The following is a 24,879-nucleotide window of genomic DNA, read 5'->3' as shown; positions in this document are numbered from 1 at the left end:
ACCAACAGGACTCCCCATGCAGAATGTCGCCATTGTCGCCGGCAGTAGCCGCAGTGATAGCCAAACCAGCAAGGTCGCCCATTTCATCAAGCAGACACTGACCAGCCAGCATGGCCTGGATGCAAACGCCGTGTCAGTCATTGACCTTGGCAAGCAACCACTCCCCTTGTGGCCCGGTGAGAACACAGATGCCTGGCCCGCGCATGAACAGCTGCTCAGCGCAGCCGACGCGGTCATCATCCTTGCACCGGAGTGGCACGGCATGGCCTGCCCGGCCATCAAGAATTTCTTCCTCTATGCCAGCAAAGCGCAACTGGCCCACAAGCCGGCAATGCTGGGCAGCGTCTCCGCCGGTGTTGGCGGCGCCTTTCCGATCAGCGAGCTGCGGGCGTCGAGCTACAAGAACTGCCGCTTATGCTATATCCCTGAACATCTGATCGTGCGTGACGTAAACCATGTACTCAACGGTGCAGAAGCCGAATCCGAGAGTGATCAACGCCTGCGTGACCGGCTGGCCTACAACCTGGATATTCTGCTGCACTACAGCCGCGCACTGGGCGGTATCCGCGGGCAGATCGACATGAGCATTCCGGCATTTACCAACGGCATGTCCTAGGGTCTGTTGCCGTTTCGTTCTCCCGTCTGTTGCTGCCTGTAAAGCCGGCAATCAAGGAGAGAGGAGCGTAGTTTGGTCATTCCAAATAAACGACGAGCGACGCGGAGTGGCGGCTTTACAGGCGCACCCCGCAGGGCCGGGGCCATTTTTCGGCAGGCGGGTGAACGAAACGGCAACAGACCCTAGAGCAGCGCTGATCAACTCCACGCGCCCTCTGCCAGAGCTCAAGCGTGCAGCTGCAAAGCGCGGCGCGCAGCCAATAGTCTTTCTATTGGCAGAGACGCAACGCCGCAGACGCATTCTTGAGCGCCTCCCCAGCCTATTAGACTAAAGTCAGGCGCCGCCGCCACGAGGCGGCGCCACAGCTCAAGATCAAGGCTTTGCAGCCCCCTCCCCGGCAACCGCGACAAGACAGTTTGATGACAGTTCGACCATGGTCGTAAGGCCAAGGAACGAGCCGCATGTTTTATTTTATCCGCGCCACCCAAATCACATCAGGAGAATAACAATGAAGCATGTGACGCCTCTCGCGCTCGCCGTCGCGGCAGCGCTTGCCTGCGGACACACCCAGGCCGCCGGTTTTGCCGATGATGCCAGTGCCTCACTGCAGCTGCGCAACTTCTACTTCAACCGCGATTTCCGCGACCCCGGCGCCCAATCCAAAGCCGAAGAATGGGCCCAGGGCTTCATCTTCAAGGCCGAATCCGGTTACACCGAGGGCTTTATCGGCTTTGGTGTCGACGTCTACGCAGGCCTAGGCCTGAAGCTTGATTCGGACGATCAGCGCGCTGGTTCGGGCCTGCTGCCCAACAGTTTCGGCGACGAAGGCAAAGACAGCTACAGCGAGGCAACCGCTGCGGTCAAGGCGCGGATGTCCAACACCGTGCTCAAGGTGGGCGGCTTGATGCCCAAGCTGCCCGTAGTGTCTTCCGGTGACTCGCGACTACTGCCCCAGAGCTTTACCGGTGCCAGCCTCTCGGTCAGCGAGATCGAGAATCTGGACATTCAGGCCGGGCAACTGCGCGAGGTCAACTACCGCAACAGCAGCAACCGCGAAGATATCCGCTCCACCGTCGGCGGTGCCTCCGATCGCTTCAACTTCCTGGGCGGCACCTACGCCTTCAACAGCAAGAATACGACCGTCGGTCTATGGCGCGCTGAACTGCAGGACGTCTACGGCCAGAATCTGATCAACTTGATTCACAACCAACCGGTAGGCGATTGGAAGCTGGGCGCCAACCTGGCGTGGTTCGACACCAGCGACGATGGCAACCAGCCACTGGATATCGACAACGAGCTGACCTCGGTCACCCTGTCTGCGGCCACAGGCGCGCACACTTTCCGCCTTGGTTATCAGTACAGCGACGGCGATACCGCCTTCCCCTACCTGGCCGAGACCGACCCCTACGTCGTCAACTATGTGCAGATCCTCGACTTTACTCGGGCCAACGAGAAGTCCTGGCAAGCACGCTACGACATCAACTTCGCCTCGCTGGGCATCCCCGGCCTGAGCGCCTTCACCCGTTATGTCAGTGGTGACAACTTTGATGTTGGCGGCAGCGAAGGCAGCGAATGGGAACGCGATATCGACGTCAGCTACACGGTGCAAAGCGGCACCTTCAAGAACCTCGCCGTGCGTTGGCGTAACGCCATGGTGCGCTCGGACGCAACCCGCGACATCGACGAAAACCGGCTGATCCTCAGCTACAGCTTTGCCCTGAAATAGCTCCGCTCCATCCAGGCAAGCCCCCCCCAGAGACAGCCTGGATTTGAGTCGACACCGCTCCCCGATGCGGTGTCGGCTTTTTTTATGGCGCGTCACCCAGCCTGCAAACACGCCCCGACCTCCATGTCGCGCCAAACAACACCGCATGGCCCCACCGAGCACGCCAACCTGTAGAGCGGACTGAGTCAGAGGCGTGTCCGCGTTGCGCCTATTGAGCGCCCTCACAGCAAGCCTTGCTCGAACCAACAGAACGCGCGCTGACGCATTCATGTCGTCTCCCAGCTGTTTGGCCAGGCCAGCTCACCGACGAAGTGTCAGGTACACTGCGGCTTGCTCACGCATGCAAACCAGCATGCGTCAGACACAAAAAAAGGCGCCGAAGCGCCTTTTTCCGTGAACGCACTCAACGTCAGTGACGTTCAATGTCTGCCTCAGTGCGCAGTTGCTGCCGGGCAGCAGCGAAGTCCTGCTCGCCAGACTGACCGGCAACGAACAGTGCATACTGATCCGGCGAGCCAGCGGCTGATTGCACGTCCTCAGCCGTGGCGACACCACGCAGCGACACCAGCCAGTAGCCGCCGGCCGGCTTCTTGAGACTGGCATAAACCGGTTGTTCGGCGCTGGGCTTGGGCAGTGCGAACACCTGTCGCAGCAACGCCGGCTCGATATCACTTTCAGCGCGGCTTGCCGCCTCGTGTACCTGCCACTGCGCGGCCAGACGCTCTGCTACCGCATTGGCGTCAGACGCCTGCTCACGCAGCTCCTCAGCCAAGGCCTCGGCACGCTCTGCGGCAGCCTGCTCCGCCTTGTTGTAGGCCAATTGCTCGCGAATCTCGGCGCTGACATCCGCCAGCGGACGCTGGGCGGGTTCCAGATGCTCCTTGACGCGCACAACGGCAACGGTATCGGCATCCAGCTCAATCAGCTCGCTGTTGAAGCCATTTTTCAGGACATCGTCACTGAAGGCAGCGTTCATTACCTTGGGGTTGGCGGCCAGGCCGTCACCACCAAGACGCTCGACCGGCCCCAGGGTTTCCACAGTCAAGCCCAGCGCCGCAGCAGGCTCGGCCAGATCAGGCGCCTCATGGGCCAGATTGGCCAGCTCCTGGGACGCCTCAACAAAACTGCGTTCAACCTGCTCAACCTTCAGCTCCTGCACCAGCTCTTCACGCATGGACTCCAGCGTCGGCACCTCAGGCGCCTTCAGATCGGTCAGCTTGATCAGGTGGTAACCGTAGCTGCTGCGTACCGGAGCGGACACTTCACCCGGCTGCAGCGCGAACAGCGCTTCATCGAAGGCATCATCAAAGCTGCCCTTGACGATGTACCCCAAATCACCGCCATCGCGCGAGCTGCCAGTATCGTCGGAGACGTCAGCCGCAACAGTGGCAAAGTCCTCACCAGCCGCAATGCGGGCAGCAGCAGATTCGATTTTTTCCCTGGCTGCAGCATCGTCATCAGCCACTTCGACCAGAATGTGCGAGGCACGGCGTTGTTCGGCCAGGTTGCCGATTTCACGCTGATACATCTCTTCAACGGCCTGCTCGTCAACCTGGGCCTGATCAAAGAAGCTGGCCCGCTTGAGCGTCAGCGTCTCCAGAACCACCTGCTCCGGGGTCATGAACTGGCTGGCGTTCTCGTTGTAGAACGCTTCGATTTCTTCATCGGACACCTCGGCATTCACATCACCGACCGGGATATCGATCACCGCAAAATCACGGGTCTGATTTTCCAGCGCGACCAGTTGCTGACGCTCCTGCGGAGTGGCGAACGCGGTCGCTTCATAGCCGTTGCGATACTGGGTAATCATCAGCTGCTGACGCACCAGGTCGCGGAACGCCATGCGCGAAGGCATGCCCATGTTGCGGATAACCACATCAAAGCGGTTGGCATCGAACTTGCCGTCGACCTGAAAGTCCGGCGTGGACAGAATCAGCTGATCGATCATTTGATCGGAAATCTGGAAACCGGCCTCTTCGGCGCCCTGCAGCAGAACCGCGCGCTCGATCAGGCCATCCAGCACGGAGGTGCGCAGGAATGCGTCATCGATCATGCTGGGATCAAACTGGTTGCCCATCTGTTGCAGCTGCTGGATCAGCTGACGCTTCTGCAGCGCCACGGCCTGTTCCAGCTCAAGCTTGGAGATGGCCTGCCCGTTGACCTCGGCCGCCGTCTCGGCATCGCTGGTAAAACGGCTGATGGACTCCCATCCGGTCAACGCGAAAATCAGCACAATGACGCCTACGATCACCTTGGCGACCCAGCTTTGCGCATTGTCCCTCATTGTTTGCAGCATCATTCCCCCGAAATCTTGTCTGCTAGCTGCGACTTTAAGGCCCAGGATTGCCACCGACATCGGCGTCGTCTTTTTTGTTTTGCCCAACAAAAAAGGCGCATCGAGGTGATGCGCCTTTCTGCTAACTGTCGGAACCGGATTGTGATGCCGTCTCAGGCCGCCAGGTCACCGGTCCCGCATGCATGTCAACGCAAGCGCGGACATGCCATCAGATCAGGGACGCTATTAGTTAACGGCGTCCTTGAGAGCCTTGCCAGCCTTGAAGCTGGGAATCTTGGCTGCGCTGATTTCGATCGGCTGACCAGTCTGCGGGTTACGACCAGTGCGAGCAGCGCGCTCTTTCACGGCGAAAGTACCGAAACCTACCAATACCACGGAATCACCATCCTTCAGTGCACCGGTAACGGAATCGATGACGGCGTCCAGAGCACGACCGGCAGCAGCTTTAGGAATATCAGCGGATGCAGCGATGGCATCAATCAGTTCAGACTTGTTCACTCTAAGTCCCCTTATCTAGTTCAACGAGTAGTTAGTCATTATGTAAGCTTTTGGTCTTAGCAAAGCTGTGGCCAGTCAGCATACCTGCTTTAGGTCGAAGCCGCTTTATAGCAAGCGGTCAAAAACCATGTCAAGGAGTGTGCCTGCGGCGACTCAGGGCCGATTGGCGAAGCGTCCCGTGGGAAGCGAACAACCACTCGACCCGGATCAGATCAATGAGTACTGACGCGTCCCTGTTCATCAGTCTCGCGATTGTCATCCTTTGCAACCATCTCTTCAACCCCTTCTTTCAAGGGCTCCGGCTGGTATTGCAGCGCAATCTGCAACACCTCGTCAATCCATTTTACCGGCTTGATATCAATGTTTTGGCGAATCTTCTCAGGAATCTCTTTCAGATCACGCACATTGTCGTGAGGAATCACCACCGTACGGATGCCACCACGGTGCGCAGCCAGCAGTTTTTCCTTCAAACCACCGATGGGCAACACCTGCCCACGCAGGGTAATTTCACCGGTCATGGCCACATCGGCGCGCACCGGAATCCCGGTTAGGGCCGACACCAGTGCGGTGCACATGCCAATACCGGCACTGGGTCCATCCTTGGGCGTAGCACCCTCGGGCACGTGAATATGGATATCCTGCTTCTCGTGAAAATCAGCGGCGATACCCAGACTGGCAGCGCGGCTGCGTACCACGGTAAGCGCTGCGCTGATCGACTCCTGCATGACATCGCCCAGCGAGCCGGTCTTGATCTGCCGCCCCTTGCCAGGCACCACCACGGCCTCCAGGCTGAGCAGCTCGCCACCCACCTGAGTCCAGGCCAGACCGGTTACCTGGCCCACCTGATCGGCTTCCTCGGCCAGGCCGTACTTGAACTTGCGCACGCCCAGATAATGCTCCAGCAGCGCCTCGTCGAGCACCACAGGCTTGGGCTTGCGCTCCGCCGCCTGCTCTTTCACCACCTTGCGGCAGACCTTGGCAATCTGACGTTCCAGGCCACGCACACCGGCTTCGCGAGTGTAGTAACGGATCAGGTCGCGCAGCGACTCCTGCGTGAAGGTCAGCTCGTCCTTTTTCAGGCCGTTGTTCTTGATCTGCTTGGGTACCAGGTAGCGCTGGGCGATGTTGATCTTTTCATCCTCGGTGTAGCCCGGGATGCGAATGATCTCCATCCGGTCCATCAGCGGCGCCGGGATGTTCATCGAGTTCGAGGTGCAGATGAACATCACATCCGACAGGTCATAATCGACCTCCAGATAGTGATCGTTGAACGCATGGTTCTGCTCCGGGTCCAGCACCTCCAGCAGTGCCGAGGCCGGATCGCCGCGCATGTCCTGCCCCATCTTGTCGATTTCATCGAGCAGGAACAGCGGATTCTTCACTCCGGCCTTGGTCATCTTTTGAATCAGTTTGCCCGGCAAAGAGCCAATGTAGGTCCGGCGGTGACCACGGATCTCGGCCTCGTCGCGCACGCCGCCCAGCGCCATGCGGACAAATTCACGATTGGTAGCACGCGCCAGCGATTCGCCCAGCGAGGTCTTCCCCACGCCCGGAGGCCCCACCAGACAGAGCACAGGGCCTTTGAGCTTGCGTACACGCTTCTGCACTGCCAGATACTCGAGGATGCGCTCCTTGACCTCTTCCAGGCCGTAATGATCGTTCTCGAGCACCTTCTCGGCACGGGCGATGTCATGCCGTACCTTGCTGGCCTTTTTCCACGGCACCGCTGTCAGCCAATCGATATAGGACCGCACGACGGTGGCCTCTGCCGACATCGGCGACATCATCTTCAGCTTGTTCAGCTCGGCATTGGCCTTGTTCAGCGCCTCTTCCGGCATGCCGGCGTTGTCGATCTTGCGGCGCAGCTCGTCAAACTCACCCTCGCCTTCGTCCAGATTGCCCATCTCCTTCTGGATGGCCTTCATCTGCTCGTTCAGGTAGTACTCGCGCTGACTGCGTTCCATCTGCTTCTTGACGCGGCCGCGGATGCGCTTCTCGACCTGCAGCAGATCAATCTCGCCATCCAGCACGCCGAGCACATGTTCAACACGATCACGCAGGGGCAGGATTTCCAGAATTTTCTGTTTCTCGTCCAGCTTGAGCGACAGGTGCGCCACCATAGTATCGACCAGGCGGCCCGGCTCATCGATGCTGGACAGCGAGGACACTACCTCTGCGGGCACCTTCTTGCCCAGTTGCACAAACTGCTCAAACTGGCTCATCAGGCTGCGCACCAAGACTTCGGACTCACGCTCGTCCAGGGCGCCTTCTTCCAGCAGTTCGATCTCCGCGCTCTGGTAGCCTTCAACCTCTTCCAGCTCGACCAAGCGAGCGCGTCGCTCGCCCTCCACCAGCACCTTGACGGTACCGTCGGGCAGCTTCAGCAACTGCAGGATGGTCGCCAGGGTACCGACGTCGTAAAGTGCATCACGACCCGGATCATCATCACTGGCATCGCGCTGAGCCACCAGCAGGACTTGCTTGTTGCCGGCCATGGCGGCTTCAAGCGCTTGAATGGACTTGTCACGCCCGACAAACAACGGGATGACCATGTGCGGATAGACCACTACGTCGCGCAGCGGAAGAAGCGGAAATTCAGCGGGAGTCGTCATGGCAGAGGCTCGCTTGAAGAGGGGTGGCCGTAACGGCAGCACCGGAACAGGACGGGTTCATGCAATCAAGATGGGGGCAGCCCCAGGAAATTACAAGCGCGGGGCAATCGATTAGCGCAATACAATTGCCACAAAAAGCAAAACGCCGCCTGGCGGCGGCGTTCCGTTAACGCAGATCAGTCTTCCGGAACCACCTTGGGCGGTTGTTCCGGTGTCTGATAAATCAGCAGCGGTTGCGCATCGCCATTGATGACGTTCTCATCAATGACCACCTTGGTGACGTTCTCGGCAGACGGGATCTCGTACATGGTTTCCAGCAGCACGCTTTCCAGGATGGAACGCAGGCCACGGGCACCGGTCTTGCGCTCCAGTGCACGGCCAGCGATGGCCTTGAGCGCGTCGGTGCGAAACTCCAGCTCCACCTCTTCCATATCGAACAGACGAGCGTACTGCTTGGTGAGCGCGTTCTTCGGTTCGGTCAGGATCTGGATCAACGCGTCCTCATCCAGCTCGTTGAGCGTGGCGATGACCGGCAGACGACCGACAAACTCGGGAATCAGGCCAAAGCGCACCAGATCATCCGGCTCGACGTCTTTCAGGGTGTCGCCGACCTTCTTGCCGGCGTCCTTGCTGCGCACGCTGGCGTTGAAGCCGATACCGCTCTTCTCGGAGCGATCACGGATAACCTTCTCCAGACCGGCAAAGGCGCCGCCACAGATGAACAGGATGTTGCGGGTATCAACCTGCAAGAACTCCTGCTGCGGGTGCTTGCGTCCGCCCTGCGGCGGTACCGAAGCAACCGTACCCTCGATCAGCTTGAGCAGCGCCTGCTGAACGCCTTCACCGGATACATCGCGAGTAATCGACGGGTTGTCGGACTTACGCGAAATCTTGTCGATCTCGTCGATGTAGACGATACCCATCTGCGCCTTTTCGACGTCGTAGTCGCACTTCTGCAGCAGCTTCTGAATGATGTTCTCAACATCTTCACCCACGTAACCGGCTTCGGTCAGCGTGGTGGCGTCAGCAATGGTAAAGGGCACGTTCAGCAGACGAGCCAGGGTTTCGGCGAGCAGCGTCTTACCCGAACCGGTGGGGCCGATCAGCAGGATGTTGCTCTTGCCCAGCTCGACTTCTTCTTTGCCCTGGCGCTGATTGAGACGCTTGTAGTGGTTGTAAACCGCTACCGACAGCACCTTCTTGGCGCGTTGCTGACCAATCACGTACTGATCAAGGATCGAGCAGATTTCAACCGGCGTCGGCAGCTTTTGCTGGCTGCTTTCAGCCTGGCTTTCCTGTACTTCTTCGCGAATGATGTCGTTGCACAGGTCAACGCACTCATCGCAGATAAACACGGAGGGGCCGGCAATCAGCTTGCGCACTTCATGCTGGCTCTTGCCGCAGAAGGAGCAATACAGCAGCTTGCCGTTGTCGTCGCCCTTCCCAGTCATATCGGTCATCGAAAACCCCTACTCTTGAATCGCTCTTGTAACAAAGATGGGGGCAACATGCCCACATTGCAAGTGCGACCCGATCAAACTTGTACCGGCGGCATCTGGCCACGACGAGTAGCACGTCGGTGGCCAGAAAGACGCCTGCTCCGGTCTCTGCGGCCTTACTCGGCGCTGGTGCGCGATTCCAGCACCTTGTCGATCAGACCATATTCCACTGCCTCAGCGCCGCTCATGAAGCGATCACGATCGGTATCACGCGCAATCACATCCAGCGGCTGGCCGGTATGGTCAGCCAGCACCTTGTTCAGGCGCTCACGGATAAAGAGGATTTCACGGGCGTGAATCTCGATGTCCGAAGCCTGACCCTGGAAGCCACCCAGCGGCTGGTGGATCATCATCCGTGCATGCGGCAGACAGAAACGCTTGCCCTCGGCACCACCAGCCAGCAGCAAGGCACCCATGCTGCAAGCCTGCCCGATGCACAGGGTGCTGACGTTCGGCTTGATGAACTGCATGGTGTCGTAAATCGCCATACCGGCGGTCACCGAGCCACCCGGCGAGTTGATATACAGGTGGATGTCCTTGTCGGGGTTTTCCGACTCAAGGAACAAAAGCTGCGCCACGACCAGATTGGCCATGTAGTCTTCCACCTGACCCACGAGGAAGATCACGCGCTCTTTCAGCAGTCGGGAGTAGATATCGTAGGAGCGCTCCCCACGGGCAGACTGCTCGATCACCATCGGGACCAGGCCACCGGCGGCCTGCACTTCTGGGGGCAACTGCATAAAGCTGTTTTGGGTCATGGATTCCTGTTACTCCAAGTATGCGTATCGCAAAAACGCGCAAGCCAGCCCGAAGGCTGGCTTGCGTTGACGGAAAGCTGCAGCTGATTACTCGGCTGCAGTGGCTTCCTCGGCCTCGTCAGCAGCAACCTGTGCAGGTTGTGCCGGCTTCACAGCCTCTTCATAAGCAACTTTCTTATCAGTCACTTGCGCCTTCTGCAGCACAGTATCCACGACTTGTTCTTCCAGCACAACCGACTGGATCTCGCCCAGTTGCTGCTCGTTCTGGTAGTACCAGTTAACGACCTGCTCCGGCTCCTGGTAGGCAGAGGCCAGCTCTTCAACCATCGCGCGCACGCGATCGTTGTCCGGCTTGATGTCGTTCTGCTTGACCACTTCGGCAACAATCAGACCCAGGCTGACGCGGCGTTTGGCCTGCTCTTCGAACAGCTCGGCCGGCAGCTGGCTGGCATTGAAGTTGCCACCGCCAAACTGCTGTACAGCCTGCTCGCGCAGACGATCGATTTCGCTGCTGATCAGTGCTTTGGGCACTTCAACGGTATTGCTTTCCAGCAGACCGTCCATGACTTGAGCCTTGACCTTGGTCTTGATTGCCTGACGCAGCTCACGCTCCATGTTCTTGCGAACTTCGGCGCGGAAACCGTCCAGACCACCTTCGGTCACACCAAACTGAGCGAAGAACTCGTCGTCCAGTTCCGGCAGCGCGGGGGCTGCAACTTCCTGAACGGTAGTTTCGAACTCGGCAGCCTTACCAGCCAGATCCAGGTTCTGATAATCCTCAGGGAAGGTCACGTTCAACGTCAGGTTGTCGCCCGCCTTGGCGCCGACCAGACCCTCTTCAAAGCCCGGAATCATGCGACCAGAACCCAGTACCAGGTTGGTGCCGTTGGCAGTGCCGCCCTGGAAGGCTTCACCGTCGATCTTGCCAACGAAGTCGATGGTGACCTGGTCGCCGTTCTCCGCAGCGCGCTCAACCGCTTCAAAGCGGGTGTTTTGCTTACGCAGGGTTTCCAGCATGGTGTCGACGTCAGCGTCGGTCACTTCGGACTCGGGACGCTCAACGCTAATGCCTTCAAAACCGGCCAGAGTCACTTCCGGATAGACTTCAAAGGTCGCGATGTATTCGAAATCCTTGCCCTCTTCCATGGACTTGGGCTCAACGCTCGGCGCACCGGCCGGGTTCAGCTTTTCCTGCATGACAGCTTCGTAAAAGGAGGACTGGATCACTTCGCCGATAACTTCCTGATGAGCGGAAGCACCAAAGCGCTTGCGGATAACGCTCATCGGCACCTTGCCAGGACGGAAACCATCAACACGGGCGCGCTTGGCGGTCTGCTGCAGACGCTTGTTGACCTCGTTTTCAATACGATCGGCAGGAATGCCTACGGTCATGCGGCGCTCGAGGCCGGAAGTGGTTTCAACCGAAACTTGCATGGATAGTCCTCGTTCAACAGACAAAGAAAATGATATTTGGCGAATTCCAAAGGGTCGACATTCTAGTCGCTTGAATGACAGAAGTCATCACCGCCGCGATAAACAGAAAAAAACCACTGACGACAGGCGCAAGCAATCGACACGGACGCCATACGCTTTAAAAGGAAGGACTTGCAGATAGCCCGAAGGCTTGAAAGATGGTGCGGACGGAGAGACTCGAACCCACCAACTCACAGCGGCCGCCGCTGGAGGCAGCATTCTACCGTTGATTAGCGCCGACCGGAGGTGTTCGTTTGTTCCCAGAGTGTTCCCAGCGGGAACGTGTCGGCTTCCTGAGAGGCCCAGCCGGGGCGGCCTAGCTTCGATTTAGGTTGAGGCTTCAATAAAAGGTAATTTTTGTAATTCACAGATTGACCATACGTAATATCTATCAATATCAAACAGTTAAGCAACAAACCTAAAGGTGATTAAATCGCAATTTCACGTAACCAAGTTACCTTTTCAGGATGCAACCTTTTGGAAAACACAAACCCTTTAAAATCAGTAGCTTGCAAAAAAATTACATTTCACATTACGTAAAGTGACACTCATTTGTAATCCGCGCAGCCCAGCAAATACGGGAGCTACAGGCCATTTTCGACCACCGATTACAGAAATTACCTTTTTTGAAAATCCAACCCTGTCCCAACCCCTGCTCCGCTACCTCATGAATACCCCCAAAATCCCCCAGCAGTGCGGAATTCCGAAGAATCCAAGCCCCGCCACCCCCCTGCGCGCCGGCGCTGCGCTTGGGCCGATTGAGCGCGCTGCAGGGGTGCAGAAAATGCCATACGTTTAGCCCGCAGGTGAGGTGGGGAGAAGACCGCGCGCCAGCGGTGGTGGGCGTGGTGGTGGCGCTGGGCCCTGGCGCGTGCTGTGGTTCTGGGTGAGGGCATGAAAAAGCCGCCTCGGGGGCGGCTTTGGGTGATGCTTGGGTGGGTCAGCTCAGGCGGGCCGTGGGTGGGGCCTGGTCGTTGTCGAAGGTGATGACCTCTTCGCCCAGCCATTCGTTGAGTGCGGTGAAGCGGGCCTGCAGGGGCAGCAGCTCGTTGGCGGTCCAGATGTCTGACGCGTCCTTGGGTGAACCAAAGCCGCCGGCGTTCACCGGGACGATCCCCAGCAGCTGCGGCGGTACCCGCAGTGCCGCCAGCTGGTCGTCTCGGCTGACGTTTTTGATTGAGCCGAAATCATCCTTCGCTGCCACCTCGCTGATGGGGATCACTTGCAGGCCATCCTTCTTGCCACCTGGTGCGTACACCAGCAGGTTGCGGAAGTTGCCGGGGCCTTTGCTTTGCTTCATGGCGTCACTGATGGCTGCAATGTCCTGCTCATCGTGCACCGTGTCGTTGATATACAGCACAAAGCCAGCGTGCGATCCGTTCTGGTAATACTTGCGCCGGAACAGCGTGGCGGACTCATTCAGCAGCGCGCTATGCAGCGCCGCGTACCACTCGGGCACGCCGTAGATCTCCTGGTTAATGTCAGCATCACGAAGCTGAAAAACCGCGCCCTTCTTGAAAGCATGCTCATCCTGCCAGCCCCGGACGTAGTAGTAGGTGTCGAGGTCCTCCCCGCGGCGGGTGTACTTGGAGAGTGCCGGCAGCAGTTGCATGGGGTCCCGCAGCCGATTCTCTTTGCGCTCCAGGTACCCGTTACCGCTCCAGAGGAAATCAAGCGCGAACTGTTCAAAGTGTTGGCGGCTCAGCAGCGGGTGCGGCACAAACGAACGGCTCAGCATGTTGCGCTTGAACATCAGCCCGGATTGCAGGAATACCGACGCCCTGGTCGCCTTGGCCAGCCCGGCCAGGGACAGCGGCGGCTCGTACCAGCGCCCATTCATCCAACATTCAAGGTGGTCGAGCAGCTCACGGCTATCGAGCACCGGCATAGGGTCGCCAAAGGTGAACGCCTGGATGCCATCCTTCGGGCCGGTTTCGGGTGTCTCGTTGCTCATCCAATAATCTCCATGCGCGCTGTATTGGCGCCGGTGCGCCCTTCCAGCGGTTCGTTGTGTAGTGCGTGAAAAAGCGCCCACGCTAGATCCGCGTGGCCGGTCTCATCTGTGCGGCCGGCGACAAAGGTCATCTGTCGCCCGCTGGGGGTCATGGTCTTGCGGATCGCCATGAGGCTGGCGGCCAGATCGGTCCAGCCGGCATCAAACTGCAGACGGGCGTTGCGGATCACGTCCATGGCTTTCATCACCAGGCGCACCTTGACCTCGGGCGAGTAGCTGAACGTGGTCAGCCCCGGGAAGAACTGGCGCACCAGCTGGGCAATGCCGGTGCCCATGCCCGTGGTATCGAGCCCGATATAGGTCACCCGGTACCGCTGGGTAACCTTGCGGATGAACTCGGCCTGGGCCTGAAAATCCATACCTTTGAACTGGTGGCGCTCCAGCACCCGGAAGTGCCCACCGGGTACCAGCGGCGGCATAACCACAATCAACCCCGCGCTGTCGCCGCTCTCCGATGGGTCATAGCCAACCCAGACGGGCCGCTCACCTACTGGCCGTGGCGCAAACGGCTTGTAGTCGTCCCACACTTCCCAGGTATCGACCATGCAGGGCTGCAGCAGCTTGAGCGGGAATATCGAGTCGCCGTCATCGATGAACAGGCACATCAGCAGGTTGGCAAAAGCGTCGGCGTCGTATTCCTCGCGCAGCTCTTCCAGGTCGAACAGGTCACACCCGCGCGCCTCAGCATCCAGAATCGTGACGATCTGCCGCCACACCCGGTCTTCACACAGCCGCCCCTGCGCCAGGGCGTCGTGGCTCACATCGATGCGCACCCGCTTGTCAGCCGGCAGGCGCTTGTTGCGCTGCTCACCGGTCCAGATCGGGTAGGCCTCATGGGCCATGGTGGATGGGGTGCTGAAATAGGTCTTGCGCCACTTTTTGTGCAGCGCCATACCCGAAGCCACCTTGTTGATCTGCTGGAAGCCATGCACCCAGAAGAACTCATCAAAGTAGAAGTTGCCGCTGCGGCCCTGAGCCGTCCGGTAGTTGGTACCCAGAAAGTGCAGTTCTGCCCCGTTCCAGAGCACGATGGGGTCACCGGTCAGCTTGACGCCCACAACGTCGTTGAGAAACGCCTGCATGTAGGTTTTGAACTGGTGCGCCTGGGCCTTGCTGGCTGACAGGAAAATCTGGTTGCGACCGGTCGTGATAGCGTCAATCAGCGCTTCCCGCGCGAAATAGTACGTAGCACCGATCTGCCGAGACTTGAGAATCATGCGGGTGCGCATATTGCCCGCGCGGTACCAGTCCAGCTGGTAATCGAAGCACCCTTCGCGGAAGGCATCGACCAGTTGATCGATCTGCTCTTCGCTCAGCTCGTTGCGCGTTGGCGCCTTCTTCGGCCCTGCGTTGCGTGCCGCAATGTTCGGGTTTAGATCGGTCTCGGTACCGCCGCCCTGATAACGCTGGATCCGCGCCTGGCGTTCAAGCTGTCGGTGCAGCAGGTCTATCTCTTTGAAGTCGCCGCCGGTCTTCGGGTCTTTCAGAATCAGCTGGACTAAACGGGCTTCCAATGCACCGCCCACCCGCTCTACAGTATCGGCGCGGTCCCAGCTGTCCCTGTCCTTCCAGCTGTGGATGGTCTTCGCGTTCTCGCCCAGATAGTCCGCAATGTCGCAGACGCGCCACCCGGTCCAATACAGGAAGCGAGCGTGCCGGCGGTTGTCGATCTGGGGCTGTGCGATAGCGTTCATGCAGCAGATGCTGACGCCCGCGCGCGTACTGCGCTCACCCGCCACGGTGTAGCGTCCCCCGCCCCACCTGTGCTGCGTTGCTGGCAGCGCGCCCACTGCCGACCATGCCCTCAACGCAACGGCCAAGCGCCGCCACCGCATCGAGGACAAGCAGCATGAGCACCGCCGCCAAGAAATTCCGCTCCAACTGGTTCCGCGTCGCCGTAGAAGGCGCCACCAGTGACAAACGCAAAATCGAGCGCACCTGGCTGGAGCAGGCAGCCAAGAACTTCAACCGGGCCACCTATGGCGCCCGTATCTGGCTGGAGCACTTCCGCAGCCTGCTGCCCGACAGCCCCTTCAAGGCCTATGGCGACATCGTCGCGGTCAAAACCGAAGAGGTCGAAATCAACGGCCAGAAGAAGCTGGCCCTCTTCGCCCAGATCGAACCCACCGACGACCTGGTGGCCATGAACAAGGCCAAGCAGAAGATCTACACCTCCATCGAAATCGACGAGAGCTTCGCCGACACCGGCGAGGCCTACATCGTCGGCCTGGCGGTCACCGACTCGCCGGCCAGCCTCGGCACCGACGTGCTCGCCTTCTCCGCGCAAAAGCCCGACGCCAGCCCATTCAAGGATCGCCACTACTCGGCGACCTCCATGTTCACTGAGGCCCTGGAGGCCGAACTCGACTTCGAAGAAGTCGCCCCCGCCGAACCGAGCAAAGCCGACGGCATCTTCACCCGCGTGCGTGAGCTGCTCGGCAAGCAAAAGGACAAAGAGGGCAAGGACGCCACCCTTTTCAACGAACTGGGGCAAAGCGTCGAAGAGATCGCCCAGCACTTGGCGAACCAGGACAAACAGTTCACCCAGCTCAAGGCCGAGCTGGAGACGTTGCGCACCGACTTCAAGAGTGCATCCGAGCAACTCAAGAAGCTCGAAAACGAACCCGATCAGGACTACACCCAGCGCCCACCGGCGACTGGTGGAGAGGGCCAGATCCTGGCCTCTTACTGACCCTGACCTAACGCTGACATTGCCAGACCAACCCTGACGCACGGACGGAGCACCTCATGCGCAACCAAACCCGAATTGCCTTCAACGCCTACTGCGGCCAGATTGCCAAGCTCAACCGCGTGGCAGAGGCAGTGCAGAAGTTCAACGTAGAACCCACTATCCAGCAATCGCTGGAAACCGGGATTCAGGAATCCACCGACATGCTCGGCCGGATCAACATCCTCGGCGTTACCGAGCAGTCGGGCGAAGCGTTGCTGCTGGGTGTGAACGGCCCCATTGCCAGCCGCACCAACACCGCTGGCGGTACCCGCCGCAATCCCAAGGATCGCAGCGCGCTGACCAAAGACACCTACAACTGTAAGAAGACCGACTATGACTCGGCCTTCCCCTACCAGTTGCTGGATCAATGGGCCAAGTTCAAAGACTTCCAGGCACGACTGAGCAGCGCTATCGCCAAGCGCCAAGGGCTGGACCGCATCATGGTCGGCTTCAACGGCACCAGCGCCGCGGTCACCACTGACATCGATGCCAACCCGCTGGGGCAGGACATCAACATCGGCTGGCTGGAGAAAATCCGCCTTGGCGCGCCGGACCGCGTGATGGATGAAGTGGTCGACGCATCCGGCGAAGTCACTATTGGTGCCACTGGCGACTACAAGTCGCTGGATGCCCTGGTGTACGACGCCGTGCAGATGCTTGACCCCTGGCACCGCAACCACCCGGATCTGATCGTCATGGTTTCGCGCAACCTGCTGCACGGCAAGCTGCTGAAAGCCGTAGAGCGCGGAGCCGAGTCCAACGAAGAAGAGCTGGCCGCCGACGAGATCATCAGCAAGGCCCGCCTGGGTGGCCTGCGCCCGTATGACGCGCCCTACTTCCCGGACAACACCGTGCTGGTCACAACCCTGAGCAACCTGTCGATCTACTGGCAGGAAGGCGGCCGCCGTCGCCACATCAAGGACGAACCGGAATACGACCGCGTTGCGGACTACCAGTCCTCCAACGACGCCTACGTCATCGAAGACTTCGGCCTGGTCGCCCTGGTCGAGAACATCGCCGAGGTATAACCATGCCGCTGTCACCCGCCCAACGGGCACAGCAACGCAAGCGCGCCGCACTCGCGGCCGCTGCGACTGGCCCGAGCCAAACAATGGAAGGCGCCACCGCCTACGAGCTCCAGCTCGCCCAGCTGCACCAGCACCGTCTGCAGCTCAAGCAAGTCCAAAGCCAGGAGCAAAAGGCCGAGCTCAAGCGCCGCATTCTGCCCGACTACGCCCCCTACATTGAGGGCGTACTCAGCGCCGGCAAAGGCGCCCAGGATGAAGTGCTCACCACCGTCATGCTCTGGCACTTTGACGCCGGTGATTACGCCGCCGGCATGCGCATCGGTGAATACGTGCTCGAGCACAACCTCACCATGCCCGACCGCTTCAACCGCAGCGCCGCCTGCCTGATCGCCGAAGAGCCAGCCGAGCTGGCCCTGCGCGCTATCAAGGCCGGCCACAGCTTCCCGGTTGCGCCGCTGCTCGACGCCCTGCGCATTACCCAAGGGCACGACATGCCCGACCAGGCGCGCGCCAAACTGCACCTGGCCATCGGCAGCGCACAGGCCCACGGCATCGAAGGCGACAAGCTCACCGAAGACCAGGCCGAGCTGCTGGAAAGCGCAAGCGAACACCTCACCCGCGCCATCGAACTGCACGACAAATGCGGCGGCAAAAAAACACTGGAAGGCGTCACCCGCCTCCTGAAAAAACACGCCGGCAACAACGGCTAACAGAGCGTCTCCCCACGCACCGGCGGCTCGGGGCTGATCAGCGGTTTGTTCCTTTCCTGCTGTGACGCCCCGACCACCGCCGACTATAAGGGCAGCCCCATGAGCGGATTCATCGGCCAAGCGGCCACCCAACCTTTCGTACTCAGCAACGACCCTTTCTTCCCTGAGATCGACGCCAATGCGCTGCGCGCCTCCGTGCGTCTGTCTGGCGACGTATCCGACGAACGCCTCGAAACCGCCATCGTCGACGCCATGCTCACCACCAACCGCGAACTCAAAGACAAAAAGGCCGAGTGGCTCGCCGCTGGCCACACCGCCCTGGCCCAAGTTGACCCTGCAACCATCGCCAACCGCAACGCCCTTGAGCAGCTGTACACCCGCGCCGTGCGCGCCCTGGTTGCCGCCGAGTTTGCAGAGCGGTACCGCGGCTACGACGCCACCGCCAGCGGTGTGCGAGAAGACGCCGAGCAACTGCCCACTGCCGACGACTACCGCCGCGACTATCGCCACGCCCTGCGCGACCTGCTCGGCACCCGCCACGCCACTATTGAGCTCATCTGATGGCCACCGCCCGCGCCCAGCAAGGCGACACCCTAGACGCCATCGCATGGCGGCAGTTTGGCCGCACCGCCGGCGTGGTCGAGCAGCTGCTGCAACTCAACCCGGGCCTGGCCGACCAAGGCCCGATCATCGCCACCGGCACGCTCATTCAGCTGCCAGACCAACCCGCTACCAACCAAACCCAAGCGCTCAACCTCTGGGACTGAAAGGACGCATCATGGCCGAGCCCACAACCAGCACCGTCGTTGCCACCGCCGTAGCCGGCGTTGGCCTGTCTGCCTTCATCCCCCAGCTGGACGGCAACGCCCTGTTTGGCGCCATCATTGGCGCCGCACTCATCGCCGTGAACCAGCGAGACCTCAAGGCCTGGCAGCGCATGCTGGGCTTGCTCATTTCCATTGGCGCCGGGTACGTCAGCGCCGCCGAAATCGTCACCCAAACCCCCATCACCCGTACCGCGCCCGCTGCGTTCCTCGGCGCCGTGCTGGTGGTGCCTGTGGCACTCAAGGCACTTGAGGTGATCGAGAAAACCGACTTTGCCAGCTTGGTGCCCGGCTGGCTCAAAAGGGGCAAGGGAGAATGACCATGCTCAGCACCCTGTTCGCCACCCTGGTAGCCGCCACCCACATCATCACCGCCCTGCGCCTGGTGTGTTACCGCCGGCGCGGCGCGCGGATCCGCCGGGGTATCTCACTGCTGGCCGCGCTGCTGATCGGCACCCTGCTGTGCAACGCGGTGGACATCATCATCTACCGCCAGCCGGTCACCCTTTGGCAGGGCTCGCTGGCCATCCTGTTGCTCATCCTGGTGTATCGCTCACGCGGCAACCTGGCCGCCCTGCTGAGGCCCACCCCATGACCGTACTCAAACACGGCAGCACCGGTAGCACCGTCATGCAGCTGCAGCACAAGCTCAATGCTGCCGGTGCAAAACTGTTTCCTGATGGGCATTACGGCCCCCTGACCGAACGGGCCGTGCGGGCATACCAAGTGCGCGCCGGCCTGGTCGCCGATGGCATCGCCGGCCCCAGCACATTGCGCGCCCTGGGCGGGGGTGACTGCTGCCGGCTGCTGCAAAACAACGCCGTACTGGCGGCCGCCACGCGGCTGGGTGCCGATGTTGCAGCTATCTACGCCGTAACCGAGGTAGAAAGCCGGGGTGAGGGCTTTCTCAGCAACGGCAAGCCCAAGATTTTGTTTGAGCGGCACGTCATGCACCAGCGGCTTAGCCTGCAGCGCCACGAAAGCGACGACGCAGCCGCCCTCAAGGCCCACGCCGATGAGCTGGCCACCCTCTACCCCAACCTGGTCAACCCGCGTGCAGGCGGCTACGCCGGCGGTACCGCAGAACATCAGCGCCTGGCCCGGGCCTGCATGATCGATGCGCTGTGCGCGCCAGAGTCCGCCAGCTGGGGCGCCTTCCAGATCATGGGCTACCACGCCGAGCGCCTGGGCTACGCCAGCATTGACGACTTCACCCAGCGCATGGCCAAGGATGAAAACGAGCACTTTGAAGCCTTCATCCGCTTCATTGAGGCAGACCCGGCCCTGCACAAAGCGCTCAAAGCCAAACGCTGGACCGAGTTCGCCCGCCGCTACAACGGCCCCGCCTACGCCCGCAACCTGTATGACATAAAGCTGGCCCGCGCCTATCAGCGTTACCAGGAACAAACCGCAGAGGTGCCCGCATGACCGAAACTCAGTTGGACGCAATCCGCAAACTGAAGATCGAAGATGGCGACGTCCTGGTGCTCCCCCAAGACGTAAGCCCGTCCGACATCAACCAATTCATGGACACCCTGCGAGAACTGGTCTCGCCGCCACAGCGTGTATTGGTGATCGGTGGGCCGATCGACAAACTGTCCGAGGCGGACATGAACGCCGCCGGCTGGTACCGCAAATGACGCACATCGTCTACCTGGACATCAGCCCACGCCAAACCGGCAAATCAACCCGGCTGATCAAGCTGGCAAATGAGTGCGCAGCAACGGGCCGCCCCGTCGCGTTCGTTACCTTTGATGGGCTTGTAGATCAGTTTCAACAGCAAATGCCTGACGTGTTCGTACTGCGGCAAGAACAGCCGCTCCCCGCTATCGTCGAGCCTGATGAGGTGGTCTGGTTCTATGATGAGTTCGACTGGCTTGAAGGCGTCGAAGTAAAGGCAGGCGGCTACTACGCTACCACCCCGCGCTTTCTCCGAAGGCTCGGAGACACCGCAAACGAGGATGATCTGCTGCTGCAGCTGGTCAAAGCAGCGCAGGGGCATTTCGAAAGGTTCTATTGGCCCTTTGATATTCAAAGCGCCATTGATGAGGCTCGGCAAACTCACACCCCTGAGCAGTTTCGGCATCTCTATCTGGGGGAGTTTTTACAGTGACCACCCTACGCCAAAGCCTCTACGGCCTCGCCCTGCTAGCGGCGCTGGCCGGCATGCTGTACATGCAGCACCAGCGCGTGCAGATCGCCCAGAGCGCCACCAAGCTGGCAACCGAGCGCGCCCAGACAGCAGAGCAGCAGAGTGCAAGCCGCCAGCAAACCATCAACTCACTGACCGCCGCGCTGGATTCCGAGCGCAGCGCACAGCAGCAGCTACAAGCACAGCAAGCAGGCATCCGCCAAGCGCTGCGCACCAGTCAACAACAGATCGAGGTGCTGAAACGTGAAAACCAAGAGCTACGCCAGTGGGCTGATGTTGATCTGCCTGTCGCTGCTCGCCGCCTGCGGCACCGTCCAGCCATCACCGGCGCCGCAGACTATCGAGATTGGCTGTCCCGCCGTAACGCCCTGCACCCTGTCACCAACGCAGCCACAGGCCAACGGCCACCTGCTGAATGACGCAGACGTAATCGAGGCCGATTGGGCCGAGTGCGCCGCCAAAGTCGATATGGTTTACCAGCACCAGGAGCAACGCCGTGTACAAACCCAGCAGCCTCAAGCAGTACCTGATCAGCAGCGTTAAGGAGCTGCAGCGCAGCCCCGATCGGGTGCTGGTGTTCATGGATGAGGGTAACGTCGTGTGCTCCAGCGCCCCCGGCCTGTCATTTGAATACCGCTACACCCTCACCCTGATCATCACAGACTACGCCGGCCATCCGGACGCCGTGTTCATCCCCCTGCTGGCGTGGGTCGGTGAGCACCAGCGCGAGCTACTGGACAACCACGAGCAACGGCAGCAGGCCATCAGCTTTAACGCCGAGGTGCTCGCCAATGACCTTGTAGACATCGAGATCAGCCTGCCGCTGACCGAGCGGGTGATCGTCAAATCCCAAGCCGGTGGCGAGCTCAACGTCAGCCACCCGCCAGAGCCACAGCTCGAACCGTTCCTGCCTGCGGGCACCTACAGGCTGCAGACAGAAAGCGGTTATCTGCTGGCCGAGTGGGAGAGCCGCCCGCCATTCGACGCCTACGGCACCACCACCGATGACTGACAACCTCCGCGCCCTCGAAGACTGGGCCGGCGCCCTGCTCAACCGCCTTGAGCCCAAGGCGCGCCGCCAGCTCTGCCAGAGCATCGCCCGCGATCTGCGCCGCAGCCAGCAGCAGCGCATCAGGGCGCAGCGCAACCCGGATGGCACGCCCTACGCCCCGCGCAAAAAGCAGTTGCGCGCCAAGTCCGGCCGCATTCGCCAGCGCAAGATGTTCACCAAACTGAGCCAGGCCAAGTACCTCAAGACCCAGGCCACCGCCGACGGGCTCAGCGTCGAGTTCGTCGGCCGCACCGCCCGCATTGCCCGCGTACACCAACGCGGCCTGCGCGACACCGCAGCCAAGGGCGGCCCAGAGATCGACTACCCCCAGCGCGAGCTGCTCGGCCTCACCGCCGATGACCTGGACATGATTCGCACCAGCCTGCTCAACCACCTGACCTAACCCCGTCACGCGCCCCCCGCTCAGACACCAGACCCGTGCGCCGCGCGCGCGGGTGGGCAATTCTGGCCCGCATGAACCCCATCGCCGAACTGCACCGCCGTCTCGACAACCTGCTGCGCCCTGGCACCATCTACGCCGTGGACGCATCGCAGGCCCGCTGCCGCGTCAAATCCGGCGAGCTGCTGACCGACTGGCTGCCGTACTTTGTGCACCGCGCCGGATCCCGCCGCGATGTCGAACACCCAACCACCGGCGAACAATGCCTGGTACTCAGCCCCAGCGGTGAAATGGCCGCAGGCCTGGTACTTGTCGGCATCAACGCTGATCAGTACCCCGCGCCACACAGCAACCCGGCCCTACACAGCAGCCACTTTGCTGACGGCGCCTGGTTTGGCTACGACGAAGCCACCCACCGCTTGCGCTTTGTGAATGGCCCTACCGAGATCAGCGCAGACCGCACCGCCATCAGCATGGTCAGCAACGGCAGCTCCATCGTGATCAATGAAGCCGGCATTTTCTTCAACGGCCTGCTGGTCGCCCATGGCGGCGTCAATATCGGCAACACACATAAACACCCCATCACCGGCGGCAGCTCAGCGCCTGGCCCAACAGGCGGCCCGCAATGAACGGCATGAGCACCACCGGCAAACCCATCAGTGGTCTGGAGCACCTACGCCAGTCCATCGCCGACATCATCACCACCCCCATCGGCGCCCGCGTCATGCGCCGCGACTACGGCAGCCTGGTGCCCTCGCTGATCGACGCGCCCCAGAACAATGCCACCACCGTGCGCCTGTACAGCGCCATCACCAGCGCGCTGATGCGCTGGGAGCCGCGTGTGCGCCTCAGCCGGGTGGCTATCACCCACACCGACGCCGGCGCCGCCGTGCTGGACCTGGAAGGCGAGAACACCGAAACCGGCAACGCAGTCAGCCTGCAGGTGCCGCTGCAACTGGGGGCCGCATGAGCGCGTTTACAGGGGTTGATCTATCGCAGCTGCCGCCGCCCGATGTCATCGAGCAGCTGGACTTTGAGGTCATTTTTGCCCGCAAGCTCGCCCGCCTGGTCGAGCTGGATCCAACCTTCAACGCCCTGGTTGAATCAGACCCCGCCTACAAGGTGCTGCAGGTCTCCGCCTACGATGAGCTTATGCTGCGCCAGCGCATCAACTCAGCAGCCAAGGCCGTCATGCTGGCCTATGCAACCGACGCTGACCTGGACCAGCTGGCCGGCAACTTCCAGCTGGAGCGGCTGGTGGTCACCCCAGCAGACCCGACGGCCATTCCACCTGTACCCGCCGTTTACGAGTCAGACACATCGCTACGCCGCCGCGTACAACTCAGCTTTGAAGGGTTCACCACGGCTGGCTCACAGGGCAGCTACATTTTTGCGGCGCTCAACTCCAGCGGGCTGGTGCTTGATGCGAATGCATTCAGCCCTGAACCGGGGCTGGTCTCGGTCTACGTGCTCAGCCGGGAGGCCAACGGCACCGCCAGCGAGCAGCTGCTCGACGTTGTTAACGCAGCAGTCAACGCCGAAGAAGTGCGCCCCATGACGGACCAGGTCAGCGTGCTGTCTGCTGCCGTCACCGACTACCAGATCGAGGCCGTGCTAACAGTGTTCCCCGGCCCCGATGCTGAGCTGATTCGCCAGGCCGCCGTGCAAGCCGCCCAGGCTTACGCCACCTCAGTGCACCGCCTGGCCTACGATGTCACCTACTCCGGCCTGATGGCCGCGCTGCACCAGAATGGCGTGCAATCTGTCGAGCTCATCAGCCCCGCCGCGTCCATCATCAACGGTGAGGGGGAGGCATCTTACTGCACCGCCATCAACGTCACCGTGGCGAGCCTGCCCGATGTCTAACCTGTCGTTGTTACCGCCCAACAGCACCCTGCAGGAACGCAGCCTGGAAGAAGTCAGCGCCCGCCTGGACCACTTGCCGCTGATCATTCGCGACCTCTGGAGCGCAGACACCTGCCCAGATGACTTGCTGCCCTGGCTGGCCAAGGCCGTATCGGTAGACGTATGGAGCCCCGCGTGGACGCCAGACCAGAAGCGCGGCGCAATCCGTAACTCACTGGCCGTGCATCGCAAGAAAGGCACCATCGGTGCTGTGCGCGACGCTCTCCGTGCGCTGGGTTTCGAATCGCGCATCCAGGAGTGGTTCAACCAGATCCCGCCCGGGCCGGAATATACCTATCAGTTGATCCTAGAAGCGGACCAAATAGGCTTTTCGCTTGCTGATGCCTTCCAGTTACTCGAAGTGGTCGAGAACGCCAAGAACCTGCGATCTCACCTCACAAAAATCAAACCGATTGTTAGGACCCTCGCTGGACCTGTGATCGCTACAGCATCCGCTGTAGGCACTGAGCTGACCCTCGGCAGCAGCATGGATCAAGAAGTGGCGATTCTGAAGGGCTTTGCGGAAGCCGAAGAGCTACTGAACACCATAACCAATGTAAATCTGCCACAGACCATGGGAGCCTGA

27 protein-coding genes and 1 pseudogene are annotated in these 24,879 nt (G+C 60.6%); 20 read left to right on the top strand and 8 right to left on the bottom strand.

Going from position 1 to position 24,879, the window contains the following annotated elements:
- The first annotated feature begins 16 nt into the window (after window positions 1-16).
- Entirely contained in the window at window positions 17-616 is a 600-nt protein-coding gene (locus tag CNQ84_RS11780) for an NADPH-dependent FMN reductase (protein ID WP_096005065.1), read from the top strand.
- Window positions 617-1,124: 508 nt separating this feature from the next.
- Window positions 1,125-2,342: an OprD family porin gene (locus CNQ84_RS11775; protein WP_096005064.1), complete on the top strand. Its 1,218-nt coding sequence runs from the start codon at window positions 1,125-1,127 to the stop codon at window positions 2,340-2,342.
- Window positions 2,343-2,751: 409 nt separating this feature from the next.
- On the opposite strand, the gene CNQ84_RS11770 is transcribed toward CNQ84_RS11775, so the two are convergent.
- The 8 genes from CNQ84_RS11770 to CNQ84_RS11735 form a co-directional block, all read right to left on the bottom strand.
- A complete protein-coding gene (locus CNQ84_RS11770; RefSeq protein ID WP_245841353.1) occupies window positions 2,752-4,641 on the bottom strand; it encodes a SurA N-terminal domain-containing protein in 1,890 nt (629 codons plus the stop codon).
- Between the two features lie 222 nt (window positions 4,642-4,863).
- Window positions 4,864-5,136, bottom strand: coding sequence for a nucleoid-associated protein HU-beta (gene hupB, locus CNQ84_RS11765; RefSeq protein WP_065336085.1), 273 nt, complete (start codon window positions 5,134-5,136; stop codon window positions 4,864-4,866).
- Between the two features lie 212 nt (window positions 5,137-5,348).
- Window positions 5,349-7,748, bottom strand: a complete 2,400-nt coding sequence (lon, locus tag CNQ84_RS11760; RefSeq protein WP_096005063.1) for an endopeptidase La — start codon at window positions 7,746-7,748, stop codon at window positions 5,349-5,351.
- A gap of 176 nt (window positions 7,749-7,924) precedes the next feature.
- A complete protein-coding gene (gene clpX / locus CNQ84_RS11755; protein ID WP_096005062.1) occupies window positions 7,925-9,208 on the bottom strand; it encodes an ATP-dependent Clp protease ATP-binding subunit ClpX in 1,284 nt (427 codons plus the stop codon).
- A gap of 155 nt (window positions 9,209-9,363) precedes the next feature.
- Window positions 9,364-10,005 (bottom strand): ATP-dependent Clp endopeptidase proteolytic subunit ClpP, encoded by a 642-nt coding sequence (gene clpP, locus CNQ84_RS11750; RefSeq protein WP_096005061.1) that lies wholly within the window; start codon window positions 10,003-10,005, stop codon window positions 9,364-9,366.
- Window positions 10,006-10,092: 87 nt separating this feature from the next.
- Window positions 10,093-11,439 carry a trigger factor gene (tig, locus tag CNQ84_RS11745; RefSeq protein WP_096005060.1) on the bottom strand — a complete coding sequence of 449 codons (1,347 nt, stop codon included), beginning with the start codon at window positions 11,437-11,439 and terminating at the stop codon, window positions 10,093-10,095.
- 979 nt (window positions 11,440-12,418) lie between these two features.
- A complete protein-coding gene (locus CNQ84_RS11740) occupies window positions 12,419-13,432 on the bottom strand; it encodes a phage portal protein (protein ID WP_096005059.1) in 1,014 nt (337 codons plus the stop codon).
- Window positions 13,429-15,186 carry a terminase ATPase subunit family protein gene (locus CNQ84_RS11735; protein ID WP_096005058.1) on the bottom strand — a complete coding sequence of 586 codons (1,758 nt, stop codon included), beginning with the start codon at window positions 15,184-15,186 and terminating at the stop codon, window positions 13,429-13,431. Before CNQ84_RS11735 ends, CNQ84_RS11740 begins: the two co-directional genes overlap by 4 nt.
- A 155-nt stretch (window positions 15,187-15,341) precedes the next feature.
- On the opposite strand from CNQ84_RS11735, the gene CNQ84_RS11730 reads away from it, so the two are divergent.
- From CNQ84_RS11730 to CNQ84_RS11650, 18 genes and pseudogenes are all read left to right on the top strand, one after another.
- A complete protein-coding gene (locus CNQ84_RS11730; RefSeq protein WP_096005057.1) occupies window positions 15,342-16,184 on the top strand; it encodes a GPO family capsid scaffolding protein in 843 nt (280 codons plus the stop codon).
- A gap of 56 nt (window positions 16,185-16,240) precedes the next feature.
- On the top strand, window positions 16,241-17,251 hold the full coding sequence (locus CNQ84_RS11725; protein ID WP_096005056.1) for a phage major capsid protein, P2 family: 1,011 nt from the start codon (window positions 16,241-16,243) through the stop codon (window positions 17,249-17,251).
- Between the two features lie 2 nt (window positions 17,252-17,253).
- A complete protein-coding gene (gpM, locus tag CNQ84_RS11720; protein WP_096005055.1) occupies window positions 17,254-17,961 on the top strand; it encodes a phage terminase small subunit in 708 nt (235 codons plus the stop codon).
- A gap of 99 nt (window positions 17,962-18,060) precedes the next feature.
- The gene (locus CNQ84_RS11715; protein ID WP_096005054.1) at window positions 18,061-18,522 is read left to right on the top strand and encodes a head completion/stabilization protein; all 462 of its coding nucleotides are present in this window, start codon (window positions 18,061-18,063) and stop codon (window positions 18,520-18,522) included.
- Window positions 18,522-18,728 (top strand): tail protein X, encoded by a 207-nt coding sequence (locus CNQ84_RS11710; RefSeq protein WP_065335915.1) that lies wholly within the window; start codon window positions 18,522-18,524, stop codon window positions 18,726-18,728. Before CNQ84_RS11715 ends, CNQ84_RS11710 begins: the two co-directional genes overlap by 1 nt.
- An 11-nt stretch (window positions 18,729-18,739) precedes the next feature.
- Window positions 18,740-19,105, top strand: coding sequence for a putative holin (locus CNQ84_RS11705; RefSeq protein WP_096005053.1), 366 nt, complete (start codon window positions 18,740-18,742; stop codon window positions 19,103-19,105).
- A gap of 2 nt (window positions 19,106-19,107) precedes the next feature.
- Window positions 19,108-19,380, top strand: a complete 273-nt coding sequence (locus CNQ84_RS11700) for a phage holin family protein (RefSeq protein WP_096005052.1) — start codon at window positions 19,108-19,110, stop codon at window positions 19,378-19,380.
- Entirely contained in the window at window positions 19,377-20,213 is an 837-nt protein-coding gene (locus CNQ84_RS11695) for an N-acetylmuramidase domain-containing protein (protein ID WP_096005051.1), read from the top strand. Before CNQ84_RS11700 ends, CNQ84_RS11695 begins: the two co-directional genes overlap by 4 nt.
- The gene (locus tag CNQ84_RS11690; RefSeq protein ID WP_096005050.1) at window positions 20,210-20,425 is read left to right on the top strand and encodes a P-loop NTPase family protein; all 216 of its coding nucleotides are present in this window, start codon (window positions 20,210-20,212) and stop codon (window positions 20,423-20,425) included. Before CNQ84_RS11695 ends, CNQ84_RS11690 begins: the two co-directional genes overlap by 4 nt.
- Entirely contained in the window at window positions 20,422-20,898 is a 477-nt protein-coding gene (locus CNQ84_RS11685; protein WP_096005049.1) for a hypothetical protein, read from the top strand. Before CNQ84_RS11690 ends, CNQ84_RS11685 begins: the two co-directional genes overlap by 4 nt.
- Window positions 20,895-21,356, top strand: coding sequence for an Rz-like lysis system protein LysB (gene lysB, locus CNQ84_RS20765; protein ID WP_096005048.1), 462 nt, complete (start codon window positions 20,895-20,897; stop codon window positions 21,354-21,356). The genes CNQ84_RS11685 and lysB overlap by 4 nt, the downstream gene beginning before the upstream one ends.
- Window positions 21,250-21,480, top strand: a pseudogene (gene lysC, locus CNQ84_RS20670) (Rz1-like lysis system protein LysC); the annotation flags it as partial. The gene lysB and the pseudogene lysC, both read left to right, overlap by 107 nt.
- A complete protein-coding gene (locus CNQ84_RS11675; protein WP_096005047.1) occupies window positions 21,434-21,949 on the top strand; it encodes a phage tail protein in 516 nt (171 codons plus the stop codon). The pseudogene lysC and the gene CNQ84_RS11675, both read left to right, overlap by 47 nt.
- Entirely contained in the window at window positions 21,942-22,391 is a 450-nt protein-coding gene (locus tag CNQ84_RS11670) for a phage virion morphogenesis protein (protein WP_096005046.1), read from the top strand. Before CNQ84_RS11675 ends, CNQ84_RS11670 begins: the two co-directional genes overlap by 8 nt.
- Window positions 22,392-22,462: 71 nt before the next feature.
- On the top strand, window positions 22,463-23,017 hold the full coding sequence (locus CNQ84_RS11665) for a phage baseplate assembly protein V (protein WP_096005045.1): 555 nt from the start codon (window positions 22,463-22,465) through the stop codon (window positions 23,015-23,017).
- Entirely contained in the window at window positions 23,014-23,358 is a 345-nt protein-coding gene (locus CNQ84_RS11660) for a GPW/gp25 family protein (protein ID WP_096005044.1), read from the top strand. The genes CNQ84_RS11665 and CNQ84_RS11660 overlap by 4 nt, the downstream gene beginning before the upstream one ends.
- Window positions 23,355-24,254, top strand: a complete 900-nt coding sequence (locus CNQ84_RS11655) for a baseplate assembly protein (RefSeq protein ID WP_096005043.1) — start codon at window positions 23,355-23,357, stop codon at window positions 24,252-24,254. The genes CNQ84_RS11660 and CNQ84_RS11655 overlap by 4 nt, the downstream gene beginning before the upstream one ends.
- A complete protein-coding gene (locus CNQ84_RS11650; RefSeq protein WP_165771281.1) occupies window positions 24,247-24,879 on the top strand; it encodes a phage tail protein I in 633 nt (210 codons plus the stop codon). The genes CNQ84_RS11655 and CNQ84_RS11650 overlap by 8 nt, the downstream gene beginning before the upstream one ends.

This window comes from Pseudomonas abyssi, from assembly GCF_002307495.1.
Classification (GTDB): domain Bacteria; phylum Pseudomonadota; class Gammaproteobacteria; order Pseudomonadales; family Pseudomonadaceae; genus Halopseudomonas; species Halopseudomonas abyssi.
Note: the sequence above shows the minus strand (reverse complement) of the source record. Positions and strands in the feature narration are given on the sequence as shown.